Source organism: Micromonospora terminaliae, assembly GCF_009671205.1.
Taxonomy (GTDB): domain Bacteria; phylum Actinomycetota; class Actinomycetes; order Mycobacteriales; family Micromonosporaceae; genus Micromonospora; species Micromonospora terminaliae.
Genome location: NZ_CP045309.1, coordinates 5854270 through 5872221 on the forward strand (window position 1 = coordinate 5854270; position 17952 = coordinate 5872221).

Genomic DNA, 17952 nt, shown 5'->3' on the forward strand with positions numbered 1-17952 from the left:
TCGTGAGCGAGACGGTGGTCCACGTGCTGCGGCACGGCGAGGTGCACAACCCGGACGGGATCCTCTACGGCCGGCTGCCCGGCTTCCGCCTCTCCGAGCTGGGCGTCCAGATGGCCAAGGCGGCCGCGCAGGCGCTCGCCGAGCGCACCGTGGTGCACGTGGTGGCCAGCCCGCTCGAGCGTGCCCAGCAGACCGCCGAGCCGATCGCCGCCCAGTTCGGCCTGCCGGTCGGGGTGGACGAGCGGCTCATCGAGAGCGCGAACTGGTTCGAGGGCAAGAGGGTCTCGCCGGGCGACGGCTCGTTCCGCGACCCGCGCAACTGGTGGGTGCTGCGCGACCCGGTGACCCCGTCCTGGGGCGAGGCCTACCGGGTGATCGCCGAGCGGATGTTCGCCGCGCTGCACGCCGCCCGGATCGCCGCCGAGGGCCGGGAGGCCGTGCTCGTCTCCCACCAGCTCCCCATCTGGACCCTGCGCCGCTACGTCGAGCGCAAGCGGCTCTGGCACGACCCGCGCAAGCGGCAGTGCGGCCTGGCCAGCCTCACCTCGTTCCACTTCGACGGCGCCAAGATCGTCGGCATCGGCTACTCCGAGCCCGCGGCCCACCTGGTCTCGATCTCGCCGACCGCGCGGACGGCCAAGGGAGCCTGATGCCCAGCCGGAGGCTCGTCGCCGCCCTGCTCGCCGCCGTCACCGCCGTGACGGCGCTGGCCGGCTGCTCCTCCGGTAGCGAGGAGAGCCGCTGCGCGAGCGACGGCGTCACCATCACCTGCGCACCCGACCAGCGGTCGAAGACGCCGAAGGTGAGCGGTGAGCTGCTCACCGGCGGCAGCTACGACATCTCCCAGGCCCGCGGCCAGGTCGTCGTGGTCAACTTCTGGGGCTCCTGGTGCGCGCCCTGCCGGGCCGAGGTCGACGACCTGGAGGCGGCGTACCAGGCCACCAAGGCGTCCGGCGTGACCTTCCTCGGCATCAACGTGCAGGACAGCAAGGACAAGGCGATCGCCTTCGAGGAGGGCCGGGTCACCTACCCGAGCCTCTTCGACCCGGCCAGCCGGCAGGCGCTCAACTTCGACATCCCGCCCAACACCACCCCGGCGACCGTCGTCCTCGACCGGGACGGCCGGGTCGCCGTGGTGATCCGCCGGGCGATCACCCGCGACGAACTCCAGCCCATCGTCGAGCGGATCGCGGCCGAGCAGCCCGCGTCCGGTTCCCGCTGATGGGCGAGACCTTCCGCCAGCTCGCCGAGTCCGGCCCGCTGCTGCTGGCCGTCGGCGCCGCGGCGCTCGCCGGGCTGGTCAGCTTCCTGTCCCCGTGCGTCCTGCCGCTGATGCCCGGCTACCTGTCGTACGTCACCGGGCTGGCCGGCGCGGACCTGGAGGGCCGGACTGCACGGAAGGACCCGGTCGAGGACAGGCCCCAGGTCAACCCCTCCGGCGGCGCGGGGGTCGCCCTGGCGGCGCCACCGGCCACCCGGTCGGCGGTCGCCGTCAAGGGGCGGGTGCTGGCCGGGACGATGCTCTTCATCGCCGGCTTCACCGCCGTGTTCGTCGCGACCGCGATCCTCTTCTCCAGCGTCGGCAGGCTCTTCTTCCAGTACGAGCGCACGTTGGAGATCGTCATCGGCGCCCTGGTCGTCGTGCTCGGCCTCGGCTACCTGGGCGTGATCCCCGGGCTGCAGCGCGAGTTCCGCATCCGGCGGCTCCCCGCCGCCGGGCTGCTCGGCGCCCCGGTGCTCGGCGCGGTCTTCGCGCTGAGCTGGCTGCCGTGCACCGGCCCGACCCTCGGGGCCGTGCTCGGCATGGCCACCGTCGACGGGCGGACCGACCGGGCCGTGCTGCTCGCCGTGGCGTACTGCCTCGGGCTGGGGGTACCGTTCGTCGTCTTCGGGCTGGGCTTCCACCGCCTGCTCGGGGTGTTCCGCGCCGTCCGGCGCAACAGCCGCTGGGTGACCCGGATCGGCGGTGCGCTCTTGATCCTGATCGGCGTGGCGCTGGTCACCGGCGGCTGGCAGGACTTCGTGATCTGGCTGCAGACGCACGTGGGCGTGGGCGAGGTGAGCATCTGATGACGACCGTGGACGACCGGCCGGCCGCGCCGCCCGCCGGCGCGCCCCGGCGACGGGTCAACCCCGTGCTGGCCCTGCTGCGCAACTCGTGGCGGCAGCTCACCAGCATGCGTACGGCGCTGATCCTGCTCTTCCTGCTGGCCATCGCCGCCATCCCCGGCTCGGTCCTGCCGCAGCGCGGGGTCAGCCCCGAGAAGGTCAACCAGTACTTCGTCGACCACCCCGACCTGGCGCCCCGGCTCCAGCAGCTCGGCATGTTCGAGGTGTTCGGCTCGGTCTGGTTCTCCGCCATCTACCTGCTGCTGTTCACCTCGCTGATCGGCTGCATCCTGCCCCGGGCCCGCGACCACGTCCGCGCGCTGCGGATGCGGCCGCCCGCCGCTCCCAAGCGGCTGGAGCGGCTGCCCCAGCACGCGGTGCTGGAGGCCCCGGCCGCCGCCGACCCGGAGGCCATCGCGGCGGTGCTGCGCCGCCGCCGCTGGCGGGTCACCGTCCGCGGCAACGAGGTCTCCGCCGAGAAGGGCTACCTCAAGGAGACCGGCAACCTGCTCTTCCACGTCTCGCTGGTCGCCGTCCTGCTCGGGGTCGCGACCGGGTCGTGGTACGGCTGGCACGGCAACAAGCTGCTCACGGCCGGCGCGGACAACGCCTTCTGCAACAGCAGGCAGCAGTACGCGGAGGCGACGCTCGGCCCGCGGGTGGACAGCGCCGACCTGCCGCCGTTCTGCCTCACCCTGGACCGGTTCGACGCGCGGTACCTGTCGAGCGGGCAGCCGTCGCGCTACGCGGCCACCGTCACGGTCGACCACCTCGACGGCCGGCCGGTGCGGGCCGAGAGCTTCTCGGTCAACTCACCGCTGCGGCTCGGCTCGGCCAACGTCTACCTGCTCGGCCACGGTTACGCGCCCGTCCTCCGGTACACCGACCGGTACGGCCGCAGCCAGACCAGCGACGAGCCGTTTCTGACCACCGGCGACGCCACCGTCACGGAGGAGGGCGTCGCCGCCTTCCCGGACGCGAACGTCGACCCGAAGACCCGCACCCGCGCCCCGGACCAGCAGGTCGCGTTCGACGGCATCTACATGCCCACCACGCCGGACGAGGGGCCGTTCAACCGCTCGACCTGGCCGGAGGAGCGCAACCCGGGGATCTTCCTGGTCGCGTACCGGGGCAACCTCGGTCTGGACGCGGGAATCCCCGGCTCGGTCTACAAGCTCGACCAGCGGCAGATCGACAACGGCAAGCTCAAGCAGGTCGGCGAGAAGCTGCTGCGCCCCGGCGAGAAGTGGACCCTCGACGACGGCAGCACGCTCGAGTTCGTGGGCACGAAGCCCTACGTCAACATCTCGGTGCGGTACGCCCCCGGTCAGACGCTGCTGCTGGTCGCCTGCGTGACGCTGCTGCTCGGGCTCATGGGCTCGCTCTTCGCCCGGCGGCGACGGGTCTGGTTCCGGGTTTCACCCCCGGTGGGTGGATCTCCGACGAGCGGTAGTAGTTTGGTGGAGGCCGGTGGGCTGCCGCGCACCGAGCATCCAGGGTTCGCCGACGAGTTCGCACAGCTCGTCGCCGCGGTCAGCGACGACGGGCGGGACGACCCGCGGGCGCGAGAAGGAGAAGAGTGATGTCCGCACTCTCCGACCAGCTGGTCACGTTCGCGATCCTGGCGTACCTGGTCGCGATGATCAGCCACGCCGTCGAGTACGCCCTGGGTAACGCCCGGAAGGTGCCGGCCGCGGCCCCGGCCCGGGAGCTCGTGGGCGCCGGTGTGGGCTCCACCGGCGGGACGGTCGAGGAGTCGGCCACCCCGGTCCCGCCGGCCGGCACCCGCGCCGACCGCTCCACCGCGCGGGCCGAGCTGGCCGGGCGGATCGCCGCCTGGCTCACCGCGCTCGCCGCCGCGCTGCACCTGGGCGCGGTCGTGACCCGGGGCATCGCCGCCGAGCGGATGCCCTGGGGCAACATGTACGAGTTCGTGCTGACGGTCACCTGGATCGGGGCGGCGGCCTGGCTCGCGGTGCTCTGGAAGCAGCCGTCGCTGCGCCGGCTCGGGCTCTTCCTGACCCTGGTCATGGTGCTGCTGCTGGCGTTCGCCGAGCTGAAGCTCTATGTGCAGGTCGTGCCGCTCATGCCGGCGCTCCAGTCCTACTGGTTCATCATCCACGTGTCGACGATCATCTTCGCCTCCGGCATCTTCCTGCTGGGCGTGGTGCCGGCCGTGGCCTACCTCATGCGGGCCGGCTGGGAGCAGGGGAAGCGCAGCTTCCCGTACACCCTGGCCCGGCGGCTGCCGGCGGCGGCCGGCCTGGAGCGGCTGACCTTCACGCTGCACGCCTTCGCCTTCCCGGTCTTCACCTTCGCGGTGATCGCCGGTGCGATCTGGGCCGAGGCGGCCTGGGGCCGGGCCTGGGGCTGGGACCCGAAGGAGACCTGGGCGTTCATCTCCTGGGTGGTCTACGCGGGCTACCTGCACGCCCGGGCCACCCCGAGCGTCAAGCGCAACGTGGCCACCTGGATCTCGGTCGTGGGCTTCCTGACCATGCTCATGAACCTGTTCGGGGTCAACTTCTTCTTCACCGGCCTGCACTCCTACGCCGGCGTCAACTGAGCCGTCCGCGCTGACCGCCGGGAGCCGCGTGGCTCCCGGCGGTCGCGGTTTCCGGGTCAGCTCAGGGTCACCGGTGCGGCGTCGTTGGCCGGGTGGTCATCCACCCGGGGGAAGTTGTCCGCGCGACGGACCTCGCCGGGCGCACCGAGCGGGCCGTCAACTCGCAGGTCGAAGTCGAGGAGCCAGGTCTCGCCCGCTGGGAAGACCCCACCGGGCCTGGTGCAGTACCAGCCGCTCGGCACCGACTCCTCGGTGGCCTCCTCGTCGCCCCCGATCGGCCAGCAGGCCGACGGGGACCTGGTCACCGCCGTGCCGGCTGGCGGCGTGAAGACGAGCCGCGCCGCGCTGTCACCGGAGACCGTGCCGTCCGGCACGCCGGGGCCGTCGTTGCGCAGGCCGACCTGGACCTGGACGCTGTCGCCGGGTACACCGGTGGCCGCCGCCCCCAGGGCGACGACGTCGTACGCCCCGTGGATCGCCCGCAGGAAGTACTGGCCGGACGGAGACTGGTGCTCGGGGCCGATCACGTCCACCGGGTCGCCGACCTGGCGCAGCCGCAGCGGCTGGTCGGCCTGCCGCTTGCCGAACGTCACGCCGGTGGGCAGTGGCCCCGCCGTGGCGGTGGGCGCCACGCTCTGCATGATCCGCTTGTCGCCGATCGCCTCCGGCCCGACCGTGGTGGCGAACCCGCCCGGCACCTCGTAGCGGCGGCCGGGGGCGAGCTGGTCGGTGACGGTGCAGACGACGATGGTGCTCAGTTGGTCGCCGGCGCCGTACCGACAGTTCCGGTAGGCGGCGGGTTCCAGCCCTACCGGGAAGCGCAGGGTGATGCGCAGGCCGTCCACGGCCTGGTCGCCGGAGCTCACCAACGCCACCGGCATGGCCAGCCGGTCGCCGGTGCCGGCGTTGTCGACGTACCGGTCGACCAGGTCGATCGCGTCCGGTCCGGCGTGCACCGTCACCGTCGCCTGCTGTGCCCAGCCGTCGAGGCCGTCGGCCAGGGTGGTGTAGCCGATGGCGCCGCTGGCTCCGTCGGCGGCTCCCGGGGCGGCACGGAGCACGATCGGCATCGTTCCGTTGACCGTGCCCCACTCGTCCGTGGTGGCGTCCGGGGGCATCGGGCAGGTGACCGAGTCGGCGTCGCTGACGCACCAGTCCGGGAAGGTGGCGGTGGCGACGCCGGCCAGGCCGGACAGGTCGAACGTGGTCCGCGGGTGGAGGGCGTCGGTGCTGCTGCTGATGGAGAGGGCGGCGGTGCGGGCGGGTGCGCCGGCCGTGCCGACGACGGTGTCGCCGAGCCAGCCGCTCACCCAGCCAGGGCCGGTGTCGGCCGACGCAGGGGTGGGCAGGGCGGTGACCGCGCCCAGGGTGGCCATCGCGACGGCGCCGGCCTGGATCGCGCGAGAAGCGCGCAGTGGTCTCATCGAACTCCTCGAAGGACGGTGGGCCGTCCGGGCTGGTCGGCCGGACGGCGCGCTGATCCTACGGAGATGAGCCGACGGAAGCTGCCCGGCTCTACGGTCTTCGCCGGCCCAGCAGGTCGACGACCCGGAGGGTCACCTGGTACGCCACCTCCGGCAGGTCGGCCAGGTCGAGGCGGTCGGCCCGCAACGCGAACTGAGCGTGCAGCTCGCGGGCCACCGCGTCCCGGATCTCGGCCTGCAAGGGGCTGAGCCCGTCCGGATCACCCACCACGTACGCGTCCATTCGCTCATCGTGGCAGAACGGCGCGGCACTGAGCGGGACCGCAAAATGTAGGACTACACTTCTAAGAAATGTAGTTCTACGAGATGCGGTGGCGATGTGGCGCTTCCGGTAAAGCCGACGGAGATCTTCGATCGGGACGTCGAGTGGGGCGAACTGGCCCGGTTCGTCGCAGATGAACGGCCCGGTGCCACCCTCGGCGTGGTCAGCGGACGCTGGCGTCAAGGCAAGACGCTGTTGCTGTACGAGCTGGCGCGGGTCAGCGGCGGCTTCTACTTCGGCGCCACCGAGGCGACGGAGACCGAGTCGCTCCGCCGCCTGGGGGGCGCGCTGGGCGCGCACACGGGCGCTCCCGGTCCGGTCCACCTCGCCGACTGGGGTGCCGCCATCGACGCCCTGCTCGCACTGGGGCGGGACCGCCCGGTGACTGTCGTTCTGGACGAGTTTCCGTACCTCGTGCGCGCTGCAAGGGACCTGCCCTCGATCATCCAGCACGCGCTGACCCCAGGGCGCCCGGAGCGCACGGAGTCCCGCACGCGGCTGCTGCTGTGCGGGTCGGCGCTCTCCTTCATGGGTGGCCTGCTCGCCGGATCGGCGCCGCTGCGCGGGCGCGCCGGGTTGGAACTGCCGGTACAGCCTCTGGACTATCGGGCCGCCGCCGCCTTCTGGCAGATCGAGGATCCCCGGCTGGCGGTCCGGGTCTTCGCCATCGTCGGCGGCACCCCCGCGTACCGCCGGGAGTACGTCCAGGACGACGCGCCCGCCGGCCCGGACGACTTCGACGACTGGGTCGTGCGGGCGGTGCTGAATCCAGCCCGTCCGCTGTTCCGCGAGGCTCGCTATCTGCTGGCCGAGGATCCAGACCTCCGGGACACCGCGCTGTATCACTCCGTCCTCGCCGCCGTCGCCGAGGGCAACGCCAGCCGCGGTGGCATCGCGGGCTACATCGGGCGGAAGGCCAACGATCTGCAGCACCCGCTGACCGTGCTGGAGGACGCTGGCCTGTTGCTGCGGGAACCTGATCCGCTCCGGAGCGGCCGCAGCAGCTACCGGATCACCGAACCGCTGATCACCTTCTACCAGGCGATCATGCGACCGGCCTGGACGGCGCTCGAGCAGCGCCGGGGCGCGGATGTCTGGCGCCGGTCCCAGCGCCGGTACGCCAGCGCTGTCCTCGGGCCCCGCTTCGAGGAGATCGTCCGGCAGTGGGCCGTGCGCTTCGCCGATCCCGACACTCTCAGTGGGCTCGTCGCGGAGGCGAGCGCTGCCACGCTCACCGACCCGGCAAGCCGGACCAGCCACGAACTCGACCTGGTCGCCCTCGGCGAACCACCGCTGGGGGACGGGCCGCGCCCGTTGCTCGCGATCGGTGAGGTCAAGTGGGGAAGGCAGCTGGGGAGGGCGGATCTGGAGCGGTTGGAGCGGATCAGGGAGCTGCTCGTCCGGCGGCCGGGATTCGACACGACTGACACCAGGTTGCTGCTGGCGAGCGGCCAGGGCTTCACCGAGGGGCTCGGCGAGACGGCATCGGCCCGGGCGGATGTGGTCCTGCTGGATCCCTCCCGCCTCTACGGCGACTGAGGCAATTCACCCGCCGAACCAGCCGGGGACGTCGAGGCGGAAGACGTCGGACGGGACCATCCGGCGCAGGTCGTCCTCGATGGCCGCGACCCGGCCCGCGCCCAGGGTCGCCGCCCAGCGGTCGCGCAGTTCGTCGAAGACGACCACCGAGCGGCGCAGCCCGTCGTGGCCCTTCGCCGTCATCCGGACCAGCTTGCGCCGGGCGTCGGCGGGGTCGTCGGCGCGTTCCAGGTAGCCGAGCGCGACCAGCCGGTCCACCGTCTTGCCGGCCGCCTGCTTCGAGACGCCCAGGCGCTGGCCCAGGTCGGAGGCGGTGGTGCCGGCGTTGCCGACGGCCTGGAGCACGAAGCCGTGTGCCGGCCGCAGCTCGGGGTGCCCCTGCCGGGCCAGTTCGGCGTGCAGGTCGTCGATGAGCGTGCGGAAGCCGGCGAGCAGGAGCAGTGGGAGCACGAAGCCCGGGCGGTCAGGCGTTGCCATGTTCGACAACCCCGTTTACTATTTCGTCAACCACGTTGACTATCGTACGTGAGGGGTACCCGTCATGTCCCGTCCGGTCTTCACCGCCCACACGCCCGACACCGCGCCCGCCGCCGCCCGGCCGACGATGGCCACGGTCCACCGCAAGCTCGGCCACCTGCCCGGCGCGGTGGCCCTCATGGCCGAGTCGCCCGAACTGCTCAAGGGCTTCCTCACCGCCAACGCCGTCTTCGAATCCACCGACCTCGACCCGGTCGCCCGGGAGGTCGTGGTGCTGACCGTGGCCACCCGCAACGAGTGCCACCTCTGCGTGGCCATGCACACCGCGACGCTCACCCGGCACGGCGCCGCGCCCGAGCTGATCGAGGCGCTGCGGGCCGGCGCCGCCCTGCCCGACCCGCGCCTGGAGGCGCTGCGCCGGTTCACCGTCGCCGTCCTCGACCACCGGGGCGCGGTTCCGGACGGCGACCTGGACGCCTTCCTGGCCGGCGGCTGGCAGCCCCGGCACGCGCTGGACGTGGTGCTCGGCGTCGGCACGTACACGATCTCGACCTTCGCCAACCGGCTCACCGACGCCCCGCTCGACCCGCCGCTGGCCGCGTACGCCTGGTCCCCGGCCTCCTGACCGGCGGCCTCAGTTCCGCAGGAACGGCAGCAGCAGGTCCGCCAGATCGGCCGGCCGCTCCTCGAAGAGCCAGTGGCCGCACTCCTCCACCACCTCGCCGGTGACCGTGTCGGCGTACCGCCGGACCTGCTCGGCCACCTGCTCACCGAGGCTGGCCCGGGCACCGACGGCGAGGACCGGCATCGGCAGCTTCGTCGCTCGGTACGCGGCGTTGTCCGCCACGTCCTGTCCGAACGCCCGGAAGTAGGCGAAGCTCGCCCAGAGGTGGGCCGGGTCCCGCAGGTGCCGGGCGTACTCCGCCGTCTCCTCCGGACCGATGCTGCCCTTGTTGACCATGATCGAGTCGGTGAACCGATCCACCCAGAGCGGTTCCCGGCCGGTGACGAGTTGCTCCGGCAGGCCGTTGGTCAGATTGAAGAAGCCGAAGTTCCACACGGCCGGGCCGGCGGCGGTGAGGGCCGGAATCGTGTAGATGCTCTCGTCGGGGATCGGCGCCTCGGTGAGCGCCAGCCGGGACACCCGGTCGGGATGGGCGGCGGCGTAGGCGTAGGCGACCATCGTGCCGAGGTCGTGACCGACCAGGCGGATGTCCTCGGCCAGGCCGAGCCCGGTCAGCAGCCCGTGCAGGTCGGCGGCGACGGTCTTCTTGTCGTAGCCGTCGGTCGGGGCGTCGCTGTCGCCGAAGCCGCGCAGGTCGGGCGCGACCACCTCGAACGACTCGGCGAGCACCGGCAGCAGGTGCCGCCACATCCGCCAGCACTGCGGGTAGCCGTGGAGCAGCACCAGGGTGGGCCCGCTGCCCCCGCGGACGTGGTTGATCGTGACGTCACCGACCCGGGTCCGCTGCTCGGTGAACCCTGCCGGGACCCGTCCGTCGCCCATCGACGCCCCCTCTCGTCCGGCGGCTCGACTACCCGCTGAGCGGGGAGCCATGCCGGGCCGCCGACCGCGCCGGGTGCGCTCGCCCGACGCCACGGCTCAGCTCACACCACCCGGCTTGGACGCTGAGAACACCGGTGCGGGAGACTGGCGGGCATGGCGGCTCGTGGCTTCCCGTACACCGATCTCAAGGATTTCCTCGCGGCCCTGGAGGCCGCGGGTGAGCTGCGGCGGGTGGGCGTTCCGGTCGACCCCACGCTGGAGATCAGCGAGGTGGTCACCCGGACCGTCCGCGACGGCGGGCCGGCGCTGCTCTTCGAGCGGCCCACCCGGGGTGAGATGCCGGTCGCGATCAACCTGTTCGGCACCGAGAAGCGGATGGCCATGGCGCTCGGCGTCGAGACGCTGGACGAGATCGGCGAGCGGATCGGCGCGATGATCAAGCCGGAGCTGCCGGTCGGCTGGTCCGGCATCCGCGACGGCCTGGGCAAGGTCATGCAGCTCAAGTCGCTGCCGCCGCGCAAGGTCAAGACCGCGCCGTGCCAGCAGGTGGTCTACCGCGGTGACGACGTCGACCTCAACCGGCTGCCCGGCCTCCAGGTCTGGCCCGGCGACGGCGGGATCTTCCACAACTTCGGGCTGACCCACACCAAGCATCCGGAGACCGGCAAGCGCAACCTCGGCCTCTACCGGCTCCAGCAGCACAGCCGGAACACCCTCGGCATGCACTGGCAGATCCACAAGGACTCCACGGCGCACCACGCCGTCGCCGAGCGGCTCGGCCAGCGGCTGCCGGTGGCCATCGCCATCGGCTGCGACCCGGTCGTCTCGTACGCGGCGACCGCGCCGCTGCCCAGCGACATCGACGAGTACCTGTTCGCGGGCTTCCTGCGCGGCGAGCGGGTGGAGATGGTCGACTGCCTCACCGTGCCCCTGCAGGTGCCGGCGAACGCCCAGGTGGTGCTGGAGGGTTATCTGGAGCCCGGCGAGCGGCTGCCCGAGGGCCCGTTCGGCGACCACACCGGCTTCTACACGCCGGTCGAGCCGTTCCCGGTGCTGCACGTCGAGACCATGACCATGCAGCGCGACCCGGTCTACCACTCGATCATCACCTCGAAGCCGCCGCAGGAGGACCACGGCCTCGGCAAGGCCACCGAGCGGATCTTCCTGCCGCTGCTCAAGATGATGATCCCCGACATCGTCGACTACGACCTGCCGGCCGCCGGCGTCTTCCACAACTGCGCGATCGTCTCCATCCGCAAGCGCTACCCGAAGCACGCGCAGAAGGTGATGAACGCGATCTGGGGCGCGCACCTCATGTCGCTCACCAAGCTGATCGTGATCGTCGACGAGGACTGCGACGTGCACGACTACAACGAGGTCGCGTTCCGCGCGTTCGGCAACGTCGACTACGCCCGGGACCTGCTGGTCACCGAGGGCCCGGTGGACCACCTGGACCACGCCTCGTACCAGCAGTTCTGGGGTGGCAAGGCGGGCCTCGACGCGACCCGCAAGCTGCCCACCGAGGGCTACACCCGGGGCTGGCCCGAGGAGATGACCATGTCGCCCGAGGTGGTCTCGCTGGTCGACAAGCGCTGGAAGGAGTACGGCATCTGATGGCCACCGTCGCCGAGGTCCCGGTGGAACGCCCGGGCCGGGTCAAGTCGTTCCTCAAGCTCGTCACGATCGAGCACTCGGTCTTCGCGCTGCCGTTCGCGTACCTGTCGGCGCTGACCGCCATGCAGGTCCACGGCGGGCGGGTGCGCTGGCTCGACCTGCTGCTCATCACCGTGGCGATGGTCGGGGCGCGGACGTTCGCCATGGCCGCCAACCGGATCCTCGACCGGCGGATCGACGCGCGGAACCCGCGTACCGCCAACCGGGAGCTGGTGACCGGTGCCGTGAGCGTGCGGACGGCCTGGACCGGCGCGGTCGTCGCCCTGGTGGTCTTCCTGGCCGCCGCCGCCCTGCTCAACCCGCTCTGCCTGGCGCTCGCCCCGCTCGCCGTGGTGCCGCTGGTCGTCTACCCCTACGGCAAGCGGTTCACCAACTGGCCGCACGCCATCCTGGCCGTCGCCCAGGCGGTCGGCCCGGTCGGCGCCTGGCTCGCGGTGACCGGCACCCTCGCCGGCTCCGGGCCGGCCTGGCTGCTGGGCGCGGCCGTCGGCCTCTGGATCGGCGGCTTCGACCTGATCTACGCCTGCCAGGACTCCGAGATCGACCGGGAGATCGGGGTGCACAGCGTCCCGGCCCGCTACGGCCGGCGCTTCGCGCTCCACGCCTCGACCGTCGCGCACGTGGTGACCTTCGCGCTGTTCATCTGGTTCGGCGCGCTGGTCGGCTTCGGCTGGCTCTGGTGGATCGGGCTGGCGCTCACCGCGGTCGCGTTCGGCTACCAGCACCTGGTGGTCAGCCCGACCGACCTGAGCAAGGTCAACCGGGCGTTCTTCACCGCCAACGGCTTCGTCGGCATCGCGCTGTTCGTCTTCGCCCTGCTCGACCTGGTGATCCGCCTGGGCCTGCGCGCCTGAGCGGGCGTCACCCCGCCACCGGGTAGCGGGCGCTCTCCAGCGTCCAGTCGACCGTGCCGCGGACCGCGTTGGCCAGCCCGTCGAGGTGGGCGGTGACCGCCTCGTCCAGCGCCGGCCCGAACGACGGCACCGCGGCGCGCAGCGCCACGAAGCGGGCCATCTCCGCGCGCCAGCGCGCGGCGACCAGGTCCACGGCGGCGGGTACCGGCACGCCCCGCTCGGCGGCCACCGCCAGCACCAGGTTGTGGCCGCCGGCGCCGGCCCGGTCCCGCTCCAGCGAGGCCAGGTCGTTGTACCAGGACAGGAGGTCGTTGGCGAGGTCCGCGAGCCGGCGCAGGGCGGGGTAGTGGTAGACCGCGTCCGGCATCGGCCGCCCGGCGGCGAACTCGATCAGGGGGTACGAGACGTAGGCCGCCGAGGTGGCCCGGCGCAGCCGCACGTACTCGGCGACGCCCGGTGGCCGTCCCGCGACCGTGGCGACCGCCTCCCGCTCGGCGCCGTCGAGGTGGTCGGCCACGGCGTCGGCGAAGCGCAGCCGCCAGCGGGCCGGCATCCGGCGCCGGGGCTCCCGCCACGCCTGGACCAGCAGCCGGCGCAGCGGGCCGGAGAAGCCGGGGTGCCGGGCCCGGGGGCCCACCCGGAGCAGGGCCAGCGCCCCGTCGCGAAGCGCCCGGATCTGCGCGGGGGCCAGCCGGTCCGGCCCCTCGCAGGCGTCGTCCACCAAAAAGAACCAGGTGAACAGGGCGGCCAGCGCCCGCAGGTCGGGCTCGCTGGCGTCCGGGTAGAGGCGGCCGGCGTAGCGGGCGAAGCCGGCCCGGGCCAGCCGCTCCCGCATCGCCGGATCCAGCGGCAGGCCGAGCCGGACCAGTTGGTCGACGAGCCACTCCTGCACCGGGTCCGCGTGCGGGGAGAGCCGGGGCGGGATCGGGCAATCGGCTCGCAACGCCCGCAGCACCGCCGCCGTCATCTCCGGCCCCTTCCATCGACGTGGATCGCCGGAGGAAGAATCCCATGTTCGCGGGGCGGCCGCCGACCCGGGCGGGCAACGCCGGGGGTGGCCGCCCGCCGTCCGGCCCGACCAGGCAGTCTGGACGGCATGCGCGAACCATGGGTGGTCGGCGTCTCCGGGGCCTCCGGTACGCCGTACGCGGCCGCGGTCGTCCGGGGCCTGCTCGACGCCGGCCAGGCGGTGGACCTGATCGTCTCCCGGGCCGCCCGGCTGACCATCCTCGACGAGACCGGCCGGCCGTTCCGGGACGGGCACTGGGCCGAGGACCTGGCCGCCTGGCTGGGCCGCGACCTCGCCGACGCGGACCTGCGGCACTGGCCGGCCGGTGACCTGGCCGCCGGCCCGAGCAGCGGCTCCTACCGGGTACGCGGCATGGCTGTCGTCCCGGCCAGCACGGCGGCCTGCGCCGGCATCGCCATCGGGCTCTCGAAGGACCTGTTGCAGCGCGCCGCCGAGGTGAACCTCAAGGAGCGGCGGCCCGTGGTGGTGGTGCCCCGGGAGACCCCGGTGACGCGCAGTCACCTGGAACACCTCATCGCGCTGCACGACGCCGGCGCCGTGGTGCTGCCGGCGAGCCCCGGCTTCTACGGTGCCGGGGCGGCGGCGTCCGCCCAGCAGCTTGTCGACTTCGTGGCCGGCAAGGTGCTCGACGCGCTCGGCGTGCCGCACACGCTGTTCCGCCGCTGGTCCGGTGAGCTGGCCGCCGCCCGCCGGGACGCGGAGGGGACCTGACGGCGCCGATCGGGACGCGGGCCAGGAGCGGGCCGCGTCCCGATCGGTGTCGCCTCAGTACATTCCGGCGTTCGCCGGCCCCGGGCCGGTCGAGGCGGTCGGGCCCATGTTGCGTGCCTTGCCCATGTCCTCCGCCTCGTCCAGCATGCCCTCCCCCTCAAGCAGGGCCCGCACCTCGGATTCCCGAAACCGGCGATGCCCGCCTGGAGTCCGGATGCTGCCGATCCGGCCGGCCGCTGCCCATCTGGTGACGGTCTTCGGGTCAACCCGAAACAGCGCGGCGACCTCACCCGGTGTCAGCAGGCGATCTCCAGTGTCCACAGCCCCCTCCTCGCGTCGACGAAGCCCCCGGCTGAACACACTGCCCCCGGCCGGTGCGAGCCCAGAGCCGTCATGAGGGACGTATGGCAATTACAGCACCAGCGACCTGGCGTGTCCGCCAAACGCGAAAAACGCACACAGTGAGAAGTTAGTAAATGCTACCGGCGTAGAACCCCCGTGACTGCACGTTTGTGAACGGCAACGTGACGTCATGTTCAACTGATGCCGCGTGCCGGGCGTTACGCCCGAAAGGATAGGGTCACTCTCCGTGGATGCGATCGACCTGAGCCTCGTGGAGCTGTTGCGCGGCAACGCCCGCCTGTCGTACGCCGAACTGGCCCGCCAGGTCGGCCTCTCCGCCCCGGCCGTGCACGAGCGGGTCGGCAAGCTGGAGTCGGGCGGCGTCATCCGGGCGTACCGGGCCGAGGTGGAGCCGGAGGCGATCGGGCTCGGCGTGACCGCGCTGATCGGCATCGTGGAGGACTCGACCGCCGACACCGACGACGTGCTGGAGGCGTTCCGCCAGATGCCGGAGATCGAGTCCTGCTATTTCATGGCGGGCGTCGAGTCCTTCCTGCTGAAGGCCCGGGTGGGCACCATCGCCGAGCTCGAACAGCTGATCGTCCGGCTGAACCGGACCGCCGGGGTGGCCTCCACCCGCACCGGCATCGCCCTGTCGACCAAGTGGGAGAACCGGCCCCAGCCGCTCGAATCCACCGCCTCCTGACCGTCGCGCTCTGGCCCCGGCCCGCCCGGGGCGTTACCGTGCGCCGATGACGACTCCGGGGCGGGGCGCCGCCGTGGTGACCGGGGCGGCCCGCGGCCTGGGCCGCGCCATCGCCGCCGCGCTGCACGCCGACGGGTGGCGGGTGCTGCTCACCGATGTGGACGCCGACGCCGTGGCCGCCGCGGCGGCGCCGCTCGGTGGCTGGTCCCGCGTACTCGACGTGCGCGACGAGGCGGCCTGCACGGCCGTGGCCGCCGAAGCGGCCGGTACGCCGGACGGGCTGGGGCTCTGGGTCAACAACGCCGGCATCCTGGCCACCGGGCCCGCCTGGACGCACGACGCGGCCACCCGGCGCCGGCTCGTCGAGGTGAACACGCTGGGCGCCATGAACGGCACCCACGCGGCCCTGACGGTCATGCGGGCGCAGGGCCGCGGCCACGTGCTCAACATCGTCTCGCTGGCCGGGCTCATCGCCGCCCCCGGCGAGACCGTGTACGCGGCCAGCAAGCACGCCCTGCTGGCGTTCAGCCTCGGCACCCTGTCCGACCTGCGGATGGCCGGCGTCCGGGGCGTACACGTGTCGTGTCTGTGCCCGGACGGGATCTGGACGCCGATGCTGCACGACAAGCTCGACGACCCCGGCGCGCTGGCGTCCTTCACGGGGGCGCTGCTGACCCCGGAGCGGGTCGCCGCGCGGGCCGTACGGCTGGCCCGGCGGCCCCGGCCGGTGGTCAGCCTGCCGCGCTGGCGCGGCGCCCAGGTGCGGCTCCTCGACGCGTTCCCCCGGTTCGCCCTGGCCCTCACCCCGGTGGTCCGGGCCGCCGGCCGCGCCGGCCAGCGGCGGCAGGCGCGCCGGACCCGCCCGGCCGCCGGCCCACCCCGCTTGTAACGTTGCCGGCGTGACTCATCTCGACCGGTGTGACGAGGCCAGCCGGAGCTGGGTGACCGAGGCGATCGCCACGGTCGAGGCGGACGCCAACCGCTCCGCCGACACCCACCTCCTGCCCTTCCCGCTGCCGCGGGAGTGGGGCATCGACCTCTACCTCAAGGACGAGTCGGTGCACCCCACCGGCTCGCTCAAGCACCGGCTGGCCCGCTCGCTCTTCCTGTACGGGCTCTGCAACGGCTGGATCGGCCCGGAGACCACCATCGTCGAGGCGTCGTCCGGCTCGACCGCAGTCTCCGAGGCGTACTTCGCGCGAATGCTCGGGCTGCCGTTCATCGCCGTCATGCCCGCCTCCACCTCGCCCGAGAAGATCGCCCAGATCGAGTTCCAGGGCGGCCGCTGCCACCTGGTGACCGACCCGGCCAAGGTGGTCATCGAGGCGCGCTGGCTCGCCGAGGACACCGGCGGGCACTACATGGACCAGTTCACCTACGCCGAGCGGGCCACCGACTGGCGGGGCAACAACAACATCGCCGAGTCGATCTACGCGCAGCTCGCCCTGGAACGGCACCCCGTGCCGGCCTGGATCGTGGTGGGCGCCGGCACCGGCGGCACGAGCGCCACGATCGGCCGGTACGCCCGCTACCGCCGGCTGCCCACGAAGCTCTGCGTGGTCGACCCCGAGAACTCCGCGTTCTATCCGGCCTGGCAGGCCGGCGACTGGTCGGTCCGCACCGACAAGGGTTCGCGAATCGAGGGGATCGGGCGGCCCTGCGTCGAGGCGTCCTTCCTGCCCAGCGTGGTCGACCGGATGATGCAGGTGCCGGACGCCGCGTCGCTGGCCGCCATGCGGGCCGGCTCCGCGGTGCTCGGCCGACGGGTGGGCGGCTCCACCGGCACCAACCTCTGGGGTGCCTTCGGGCTGATCGCGGAACTGCTCGCCACCGGCCGGACCGGCTCGGTGGTCACGCTGATCTGCGATCCGGGCGACCGCTACGCGCACACCTACTACGACGACGAGTGGGTGGCCGGGCAGGGCCTCGACCTCGCCCCGCACCTCGCCACCATCGACCGCTTCCTGGCTGGCGGCGCCTGGCCGGCCTGAGGGGTCAACGGGGGTCGATCCGCTCGGCCAGCCCCGGGTAGCGCACCACGAAACCCTCCGGGTCGACGTCCAGGTCGGCCGTGAAGGAGTCGCTGGCGTAGCGGACCCGGCCCGGGCCCAGCGAGGTGTAGACCTGCTGGGCGGGGAGCACCGCCAGGCCGGGCAGCAGCACCCAGGCGGCGGTGATGGTCCGCGGCTGGTCGGCCGGGGCCCGGCCCAGGTTGAGCCGGCGCACCGGCAGCGTGTTGGTCAGCGGTGAGCCGCCCAGGTCGACGTCGAGCGCCTCGGCCAGCCGGTCCGGGTCGTCGGTGCCCGGCAGCCCGGCCGGCGGATGCCCGGCCGCGCGCAACGCCGCGTCGAGGTCACCCTCCTCGCCGGTGCGCACCCGCCACCCGTCCCCACCCCGTTCCAGGCGTACGCTCCGCGACCAGCCCGCGCCCTCGGCGGTGACCTCCAGCCGGCTGGTCGACCAGTCCGCGCCCACGGTCAGCTGGTAGCGGCAGGTGTAGGGGATCGGGTCGACCGCCAGCGCCACGCCCTGCGCGGTGAGCCCCTGCCGGTCGTCGAGCACCACGTGCTCTGAGCCGGCGGTGTCGGTCCGGGTCCAGAAGAGCGACTTCGGCATGGTGGGCATGAACCGGACGTTACGCGACTCGGCGGACACCGGCAGCGGATGCACGAACGCCGCCGCCGAGCGGTG

The 17952-nt window shown here is 72.8% G+C and carries 20 protein-coding genes; 13 read left to right on the forward strand and 7 right to left on the reverse strand.

Annotation, left to right across the window (positions count from 1 at the left end; genetic code table 11):
- Positions 1-2: 2 nt before the first annotated feature.
- From GCE86_RS27085 to ccsB, 5 genes are read left to right on the forward strand one after another with little or no spacing between them, the layout of a single operon-like run.
- On the forward strand, positions 3-650 hold the full coding sequence (locus GCE86_RS27085; protein ID WP_154229517.1) for a histidine phosphatase family protein: 648 nt from the start codon (positions 3-5) through the stop codon (positions 648-650).
- The gene (locus GCE86_RS27090; protein WP_154229518.1) at positions 650-1222 is read left to right on the forward strand and encodes a TlpA family protein disulfide reductase; all 573 of its coding nucleotides are present in this window, start codon (positions 650-652) and stop codon (positions 1220-1222) included. The genes GCE86_RS27085 and GCE86_RS27090 overlap by 1 nt, the downstream gene beginning before the upstream one ends.
- On the forward strand, positions 1222-2070 hold the full coding sequence (locus GCE86_RS27095; RefSeq protein ID WP_154229519.1) for a cytochrome c biogenesis CcdA family protein: 849 nt from the start codon (positions 1222-1224) through the stop codon (positions 2068-2070). The genes GCE86_RS27090 and GCE86_RS27095 overlap by 1 nt, the downstream gene beginning before the upstream one ends.
- Positions 2070-3692: a cytochrome c biogenesis protein ResB gene (locus GCE86_RS27100; RefSeq protein WP_154229520.1), complete on the forward strand. Its 1623-nt coding sequence runs from the start codon at positions 2070-2072 to the stop codon at positions 3690-3692. Before GCE86_RS27095 ends, GCE86_RS27100 begins: the two co-directional genes overlap by 1 nt.
- Complete coding sequence (gene ccsB, locus GCE86_RS27105) at positions 3692-4675, forward strand: c-type cytochrome biogenesis protein CcsB (RefSeq protein ID WP_154229521.1); 984 nt, start codon at positions 3692-3694, stop codon at positions 4673-4675. Before GCE86_RS27100 ends, ccsB begins: the two co-directional genes overlap by 1 nt.
- Before the next feature lie 56 nt (positions 4676-4731).
- On the opposite strand, the gene GCE86_RS27110 is transcribed toward ccsB, so the two are convergent.
- The gene (locus GCE86_RS27110) at positions 4732-6099 is read right to left on the reverse strand and encodes a hypothetical protein (protein WP_154229522.1); all 1368 of its coding nucleotides are present in this window, start codon (positions 6097-6099) and stop codon (positions 4732-4734) included.
- 91 nt (positions 6100-6190) lie between these two features.
- Positions 6191-6382 carry a hypothetical protein gene (locus GCE86_RS27115; protein ID WP_154229523.1) on the reverse strand — a complete coding sequence of 64 codons (192 nt, stop codon included), beginning with the start codon at positions 6380-6382 and terminating at the stop codon, positions 6191-6193.
- Positions 6383-6478: 96 nt separating this feature from the next.
- On the opposite strand from GCE86_RS27115, the gene GCE86_RS27120 reads away from it, so the two are divergent.
- On the forward strand, positions 6479-7960 hold the full coding sequence (locus GCE86_RS27120; protein WP_154229524.1) for an AAA family ATPase: 1482 nt from the start codon (positions 6479-6481) through the stop codon (positions 7958-7960).
- Between the two features lie 6 nt (positions 7961-7966).
- Here the strand turns inward: GCE86_RS27120 and GCE86_RS27125 are convergent, their stop codons facing one another.
- Positions 7967-8437 (reverse strand): MarR family winged helix-turn-helix transcriptional regulator, encoded by a 471-nt coding sequence (locus GCE86_RS27125; RefSeq protein ID WP_154229525.1) that lies wholly within the window; start codon positions 8435-8437, stop codon positions 7967-7969.
- Positions 8438-8501: 64 nt separating this feature from the next.
- Between GCE86_RS27125 and GCE86_RS27130 the strand changes: the two genes are divergently transcribed.
- The gene (locus GCE86_RS27130) at positions 8502-9062 is read left to right on the forward strand and encodes a carboxymuconolactone decarboxylase family protein (protein WP_154229526.1); all 561 of its coding nucleotides are present in this window, start codon (positions 8502-8504) and stop codon (positions 9060-9062) included.
- 9 nt (positions 9063-9071) lie between these two features.
- On the opposite strand, the gene GCE86_RS27135 is transcribed toward GCE86_RS27130, so the two are convergent.
- Positions 9072-9944 (reverse strand): alpha/beta fold hydrolase, encoded by an 873-nt coding sequence (locus GCE86_RS27135; protein ID WP_154229527.1) that lies wholly within the window; start codon positions 9942-9944, stop codon positions 9072-9074.
- A gap of 153 nt (positions 9945-10097) precedes the next feature.
- Here GCE86_RS27135 and GCE86_RS27140 point away from each other — a divergent pair, with 153 nt between their 5' ends.
- Together GCE86_RS27140 and mqnP are read left to right on the forward strand one after the other, a co-directional pair.
- A complete protein-coding gene (locus GCE86_RS27140) occupies positions 10098-11558 on the forward strand; it encodes a menaquinone biosynthesis decarboxylase (RefSeq protein WP_154229528.1) in 1461 nt (486 codons plus the stop codon).
- Positions 11558-12472 carry a menaquinone biosynthesis prenyltransferase MqnP gene (mqnP, locus tag GCE86_RS27145; RefSeq protein ID WP_154229529.1) on the forward strand — a complete coding sequence of 305 codons (915 nt, stop codon included), beginning with the start codon at positions 11558-11560 and terminating at the stop codon, positions 12470-12472. Before GCE86_RS27140 ends, mqnP begins: the two co-directional genes overlap by 1 nt.
- Positions 12473-12479: 7 nt before the next feature.
- On the opposite strand, the gene GCE86_RS27150 is transcribed toward mqnP, so the two are convergent.
- A complete protein-coding gene (locus GCE86_RS27150; RefSeq protein ID WP_154229530.1) occupies positions 12480-13439 on the reverse strand; it encodes a terpene synthase family protein in 960 nt (319 codons plus the stop codon).
- Between the two features lie 129 nt (positions 13440-13568).
- On the opposite strand from GCE86_RS27150, the gene GCE86_RS27155 reads away from it, so the two are divergent.
- The gene (locus GCE86_RS27155; RefSeq protein WP_154229531.1) at positions 13569-14213 is read left to right on the forward strand and encodes a UbiX family flavin prenyltransferase; all 645 of its coding nucleotides are present in this window, start codon (positions 13569-13571) and stop codon (positions 14211-14213) included.
- Between the two features lie 54 nt (positions 14214-14267).
- Here the strand turns inward: GCE86_RS27155 and GCE86_RS27160 are convergent, their stop codons facing one another.
- On the reverse strand, positions 14268-14534 hold the full coding sequence (locus GCE86_RS27160) for a BldC family transcriptional regulator (RefSeq protein WP_013473529.1): 267 nt from the start codon (positions 14532-14534) through the stop codon (positions 14268-14270).
- Between the two features lie 268 nt (positions 14535-14802).
- Here GCE86_RS27160 and GCE86_RS27165 point away from each other — a divergent pair, with 268 nt between their 5' ends.
- Genes GCE86_RS27165 through cds1 form a run of 3 tightly spaced genes read left to right on the forward strand, consistent with a single transcriptional unit; the run spans position 14803 to position 17252 of the window.
- On the forward strand, positions 14803-15261 hold the full coding sequence (locus tag GCE86_RS27165; RefSeq protein WP_154229532.1) for an Lrp/AsnC family transcriptional regulator: 459 nt from the start codon (positions 14803-14805) through the stop codon (positions 15259-15261).
- Positions 15262-15307: 46 nt separating this feature from the next.
- Positions 15308-16150 (forward strand): SDR family oxidoreductase, encoded by an 843-nt coding sequence (locus GCE86_RS27170; RefSeq protein WP_154229533.1) that lies wholly within the window; start codon positions 15308-15310, stop codon positions 16148-16150.
- Positions 16151-16160: 10 nt separating this feature from the next.
- The gene (gene cds1 / locus GCE86_RS27175; RefSeq protein ID WP_154229534.1) at positions 16161-17252 is read left to right on the forward strand and encodes an L-cysteine desulfhydrase Cds1; all 1092 of its coding nucleotides are present in this window, start codon (positions 16161-16163) and stop codon (positions 17250-17252) included.
- A gap of 4 nt (positions 17253-17256) precedes the next feature.
- On the opposite strand, the gene GCE86_RS27180 is transcribed toward cds1, so the two are convergent.
- Positions 17257-17877, reverse strand: coding sequence for a putative glycolipid-binding domain-containing protein (locus GCE86_RS27180; RefSeq protein WP_154230695.1), 621 nt, complete (start codon positions 17875-17877; stop codon positions 17257-17259).
- Between the last annotated feature and the right edge of the window lie 75 nt (positions 17878-17952).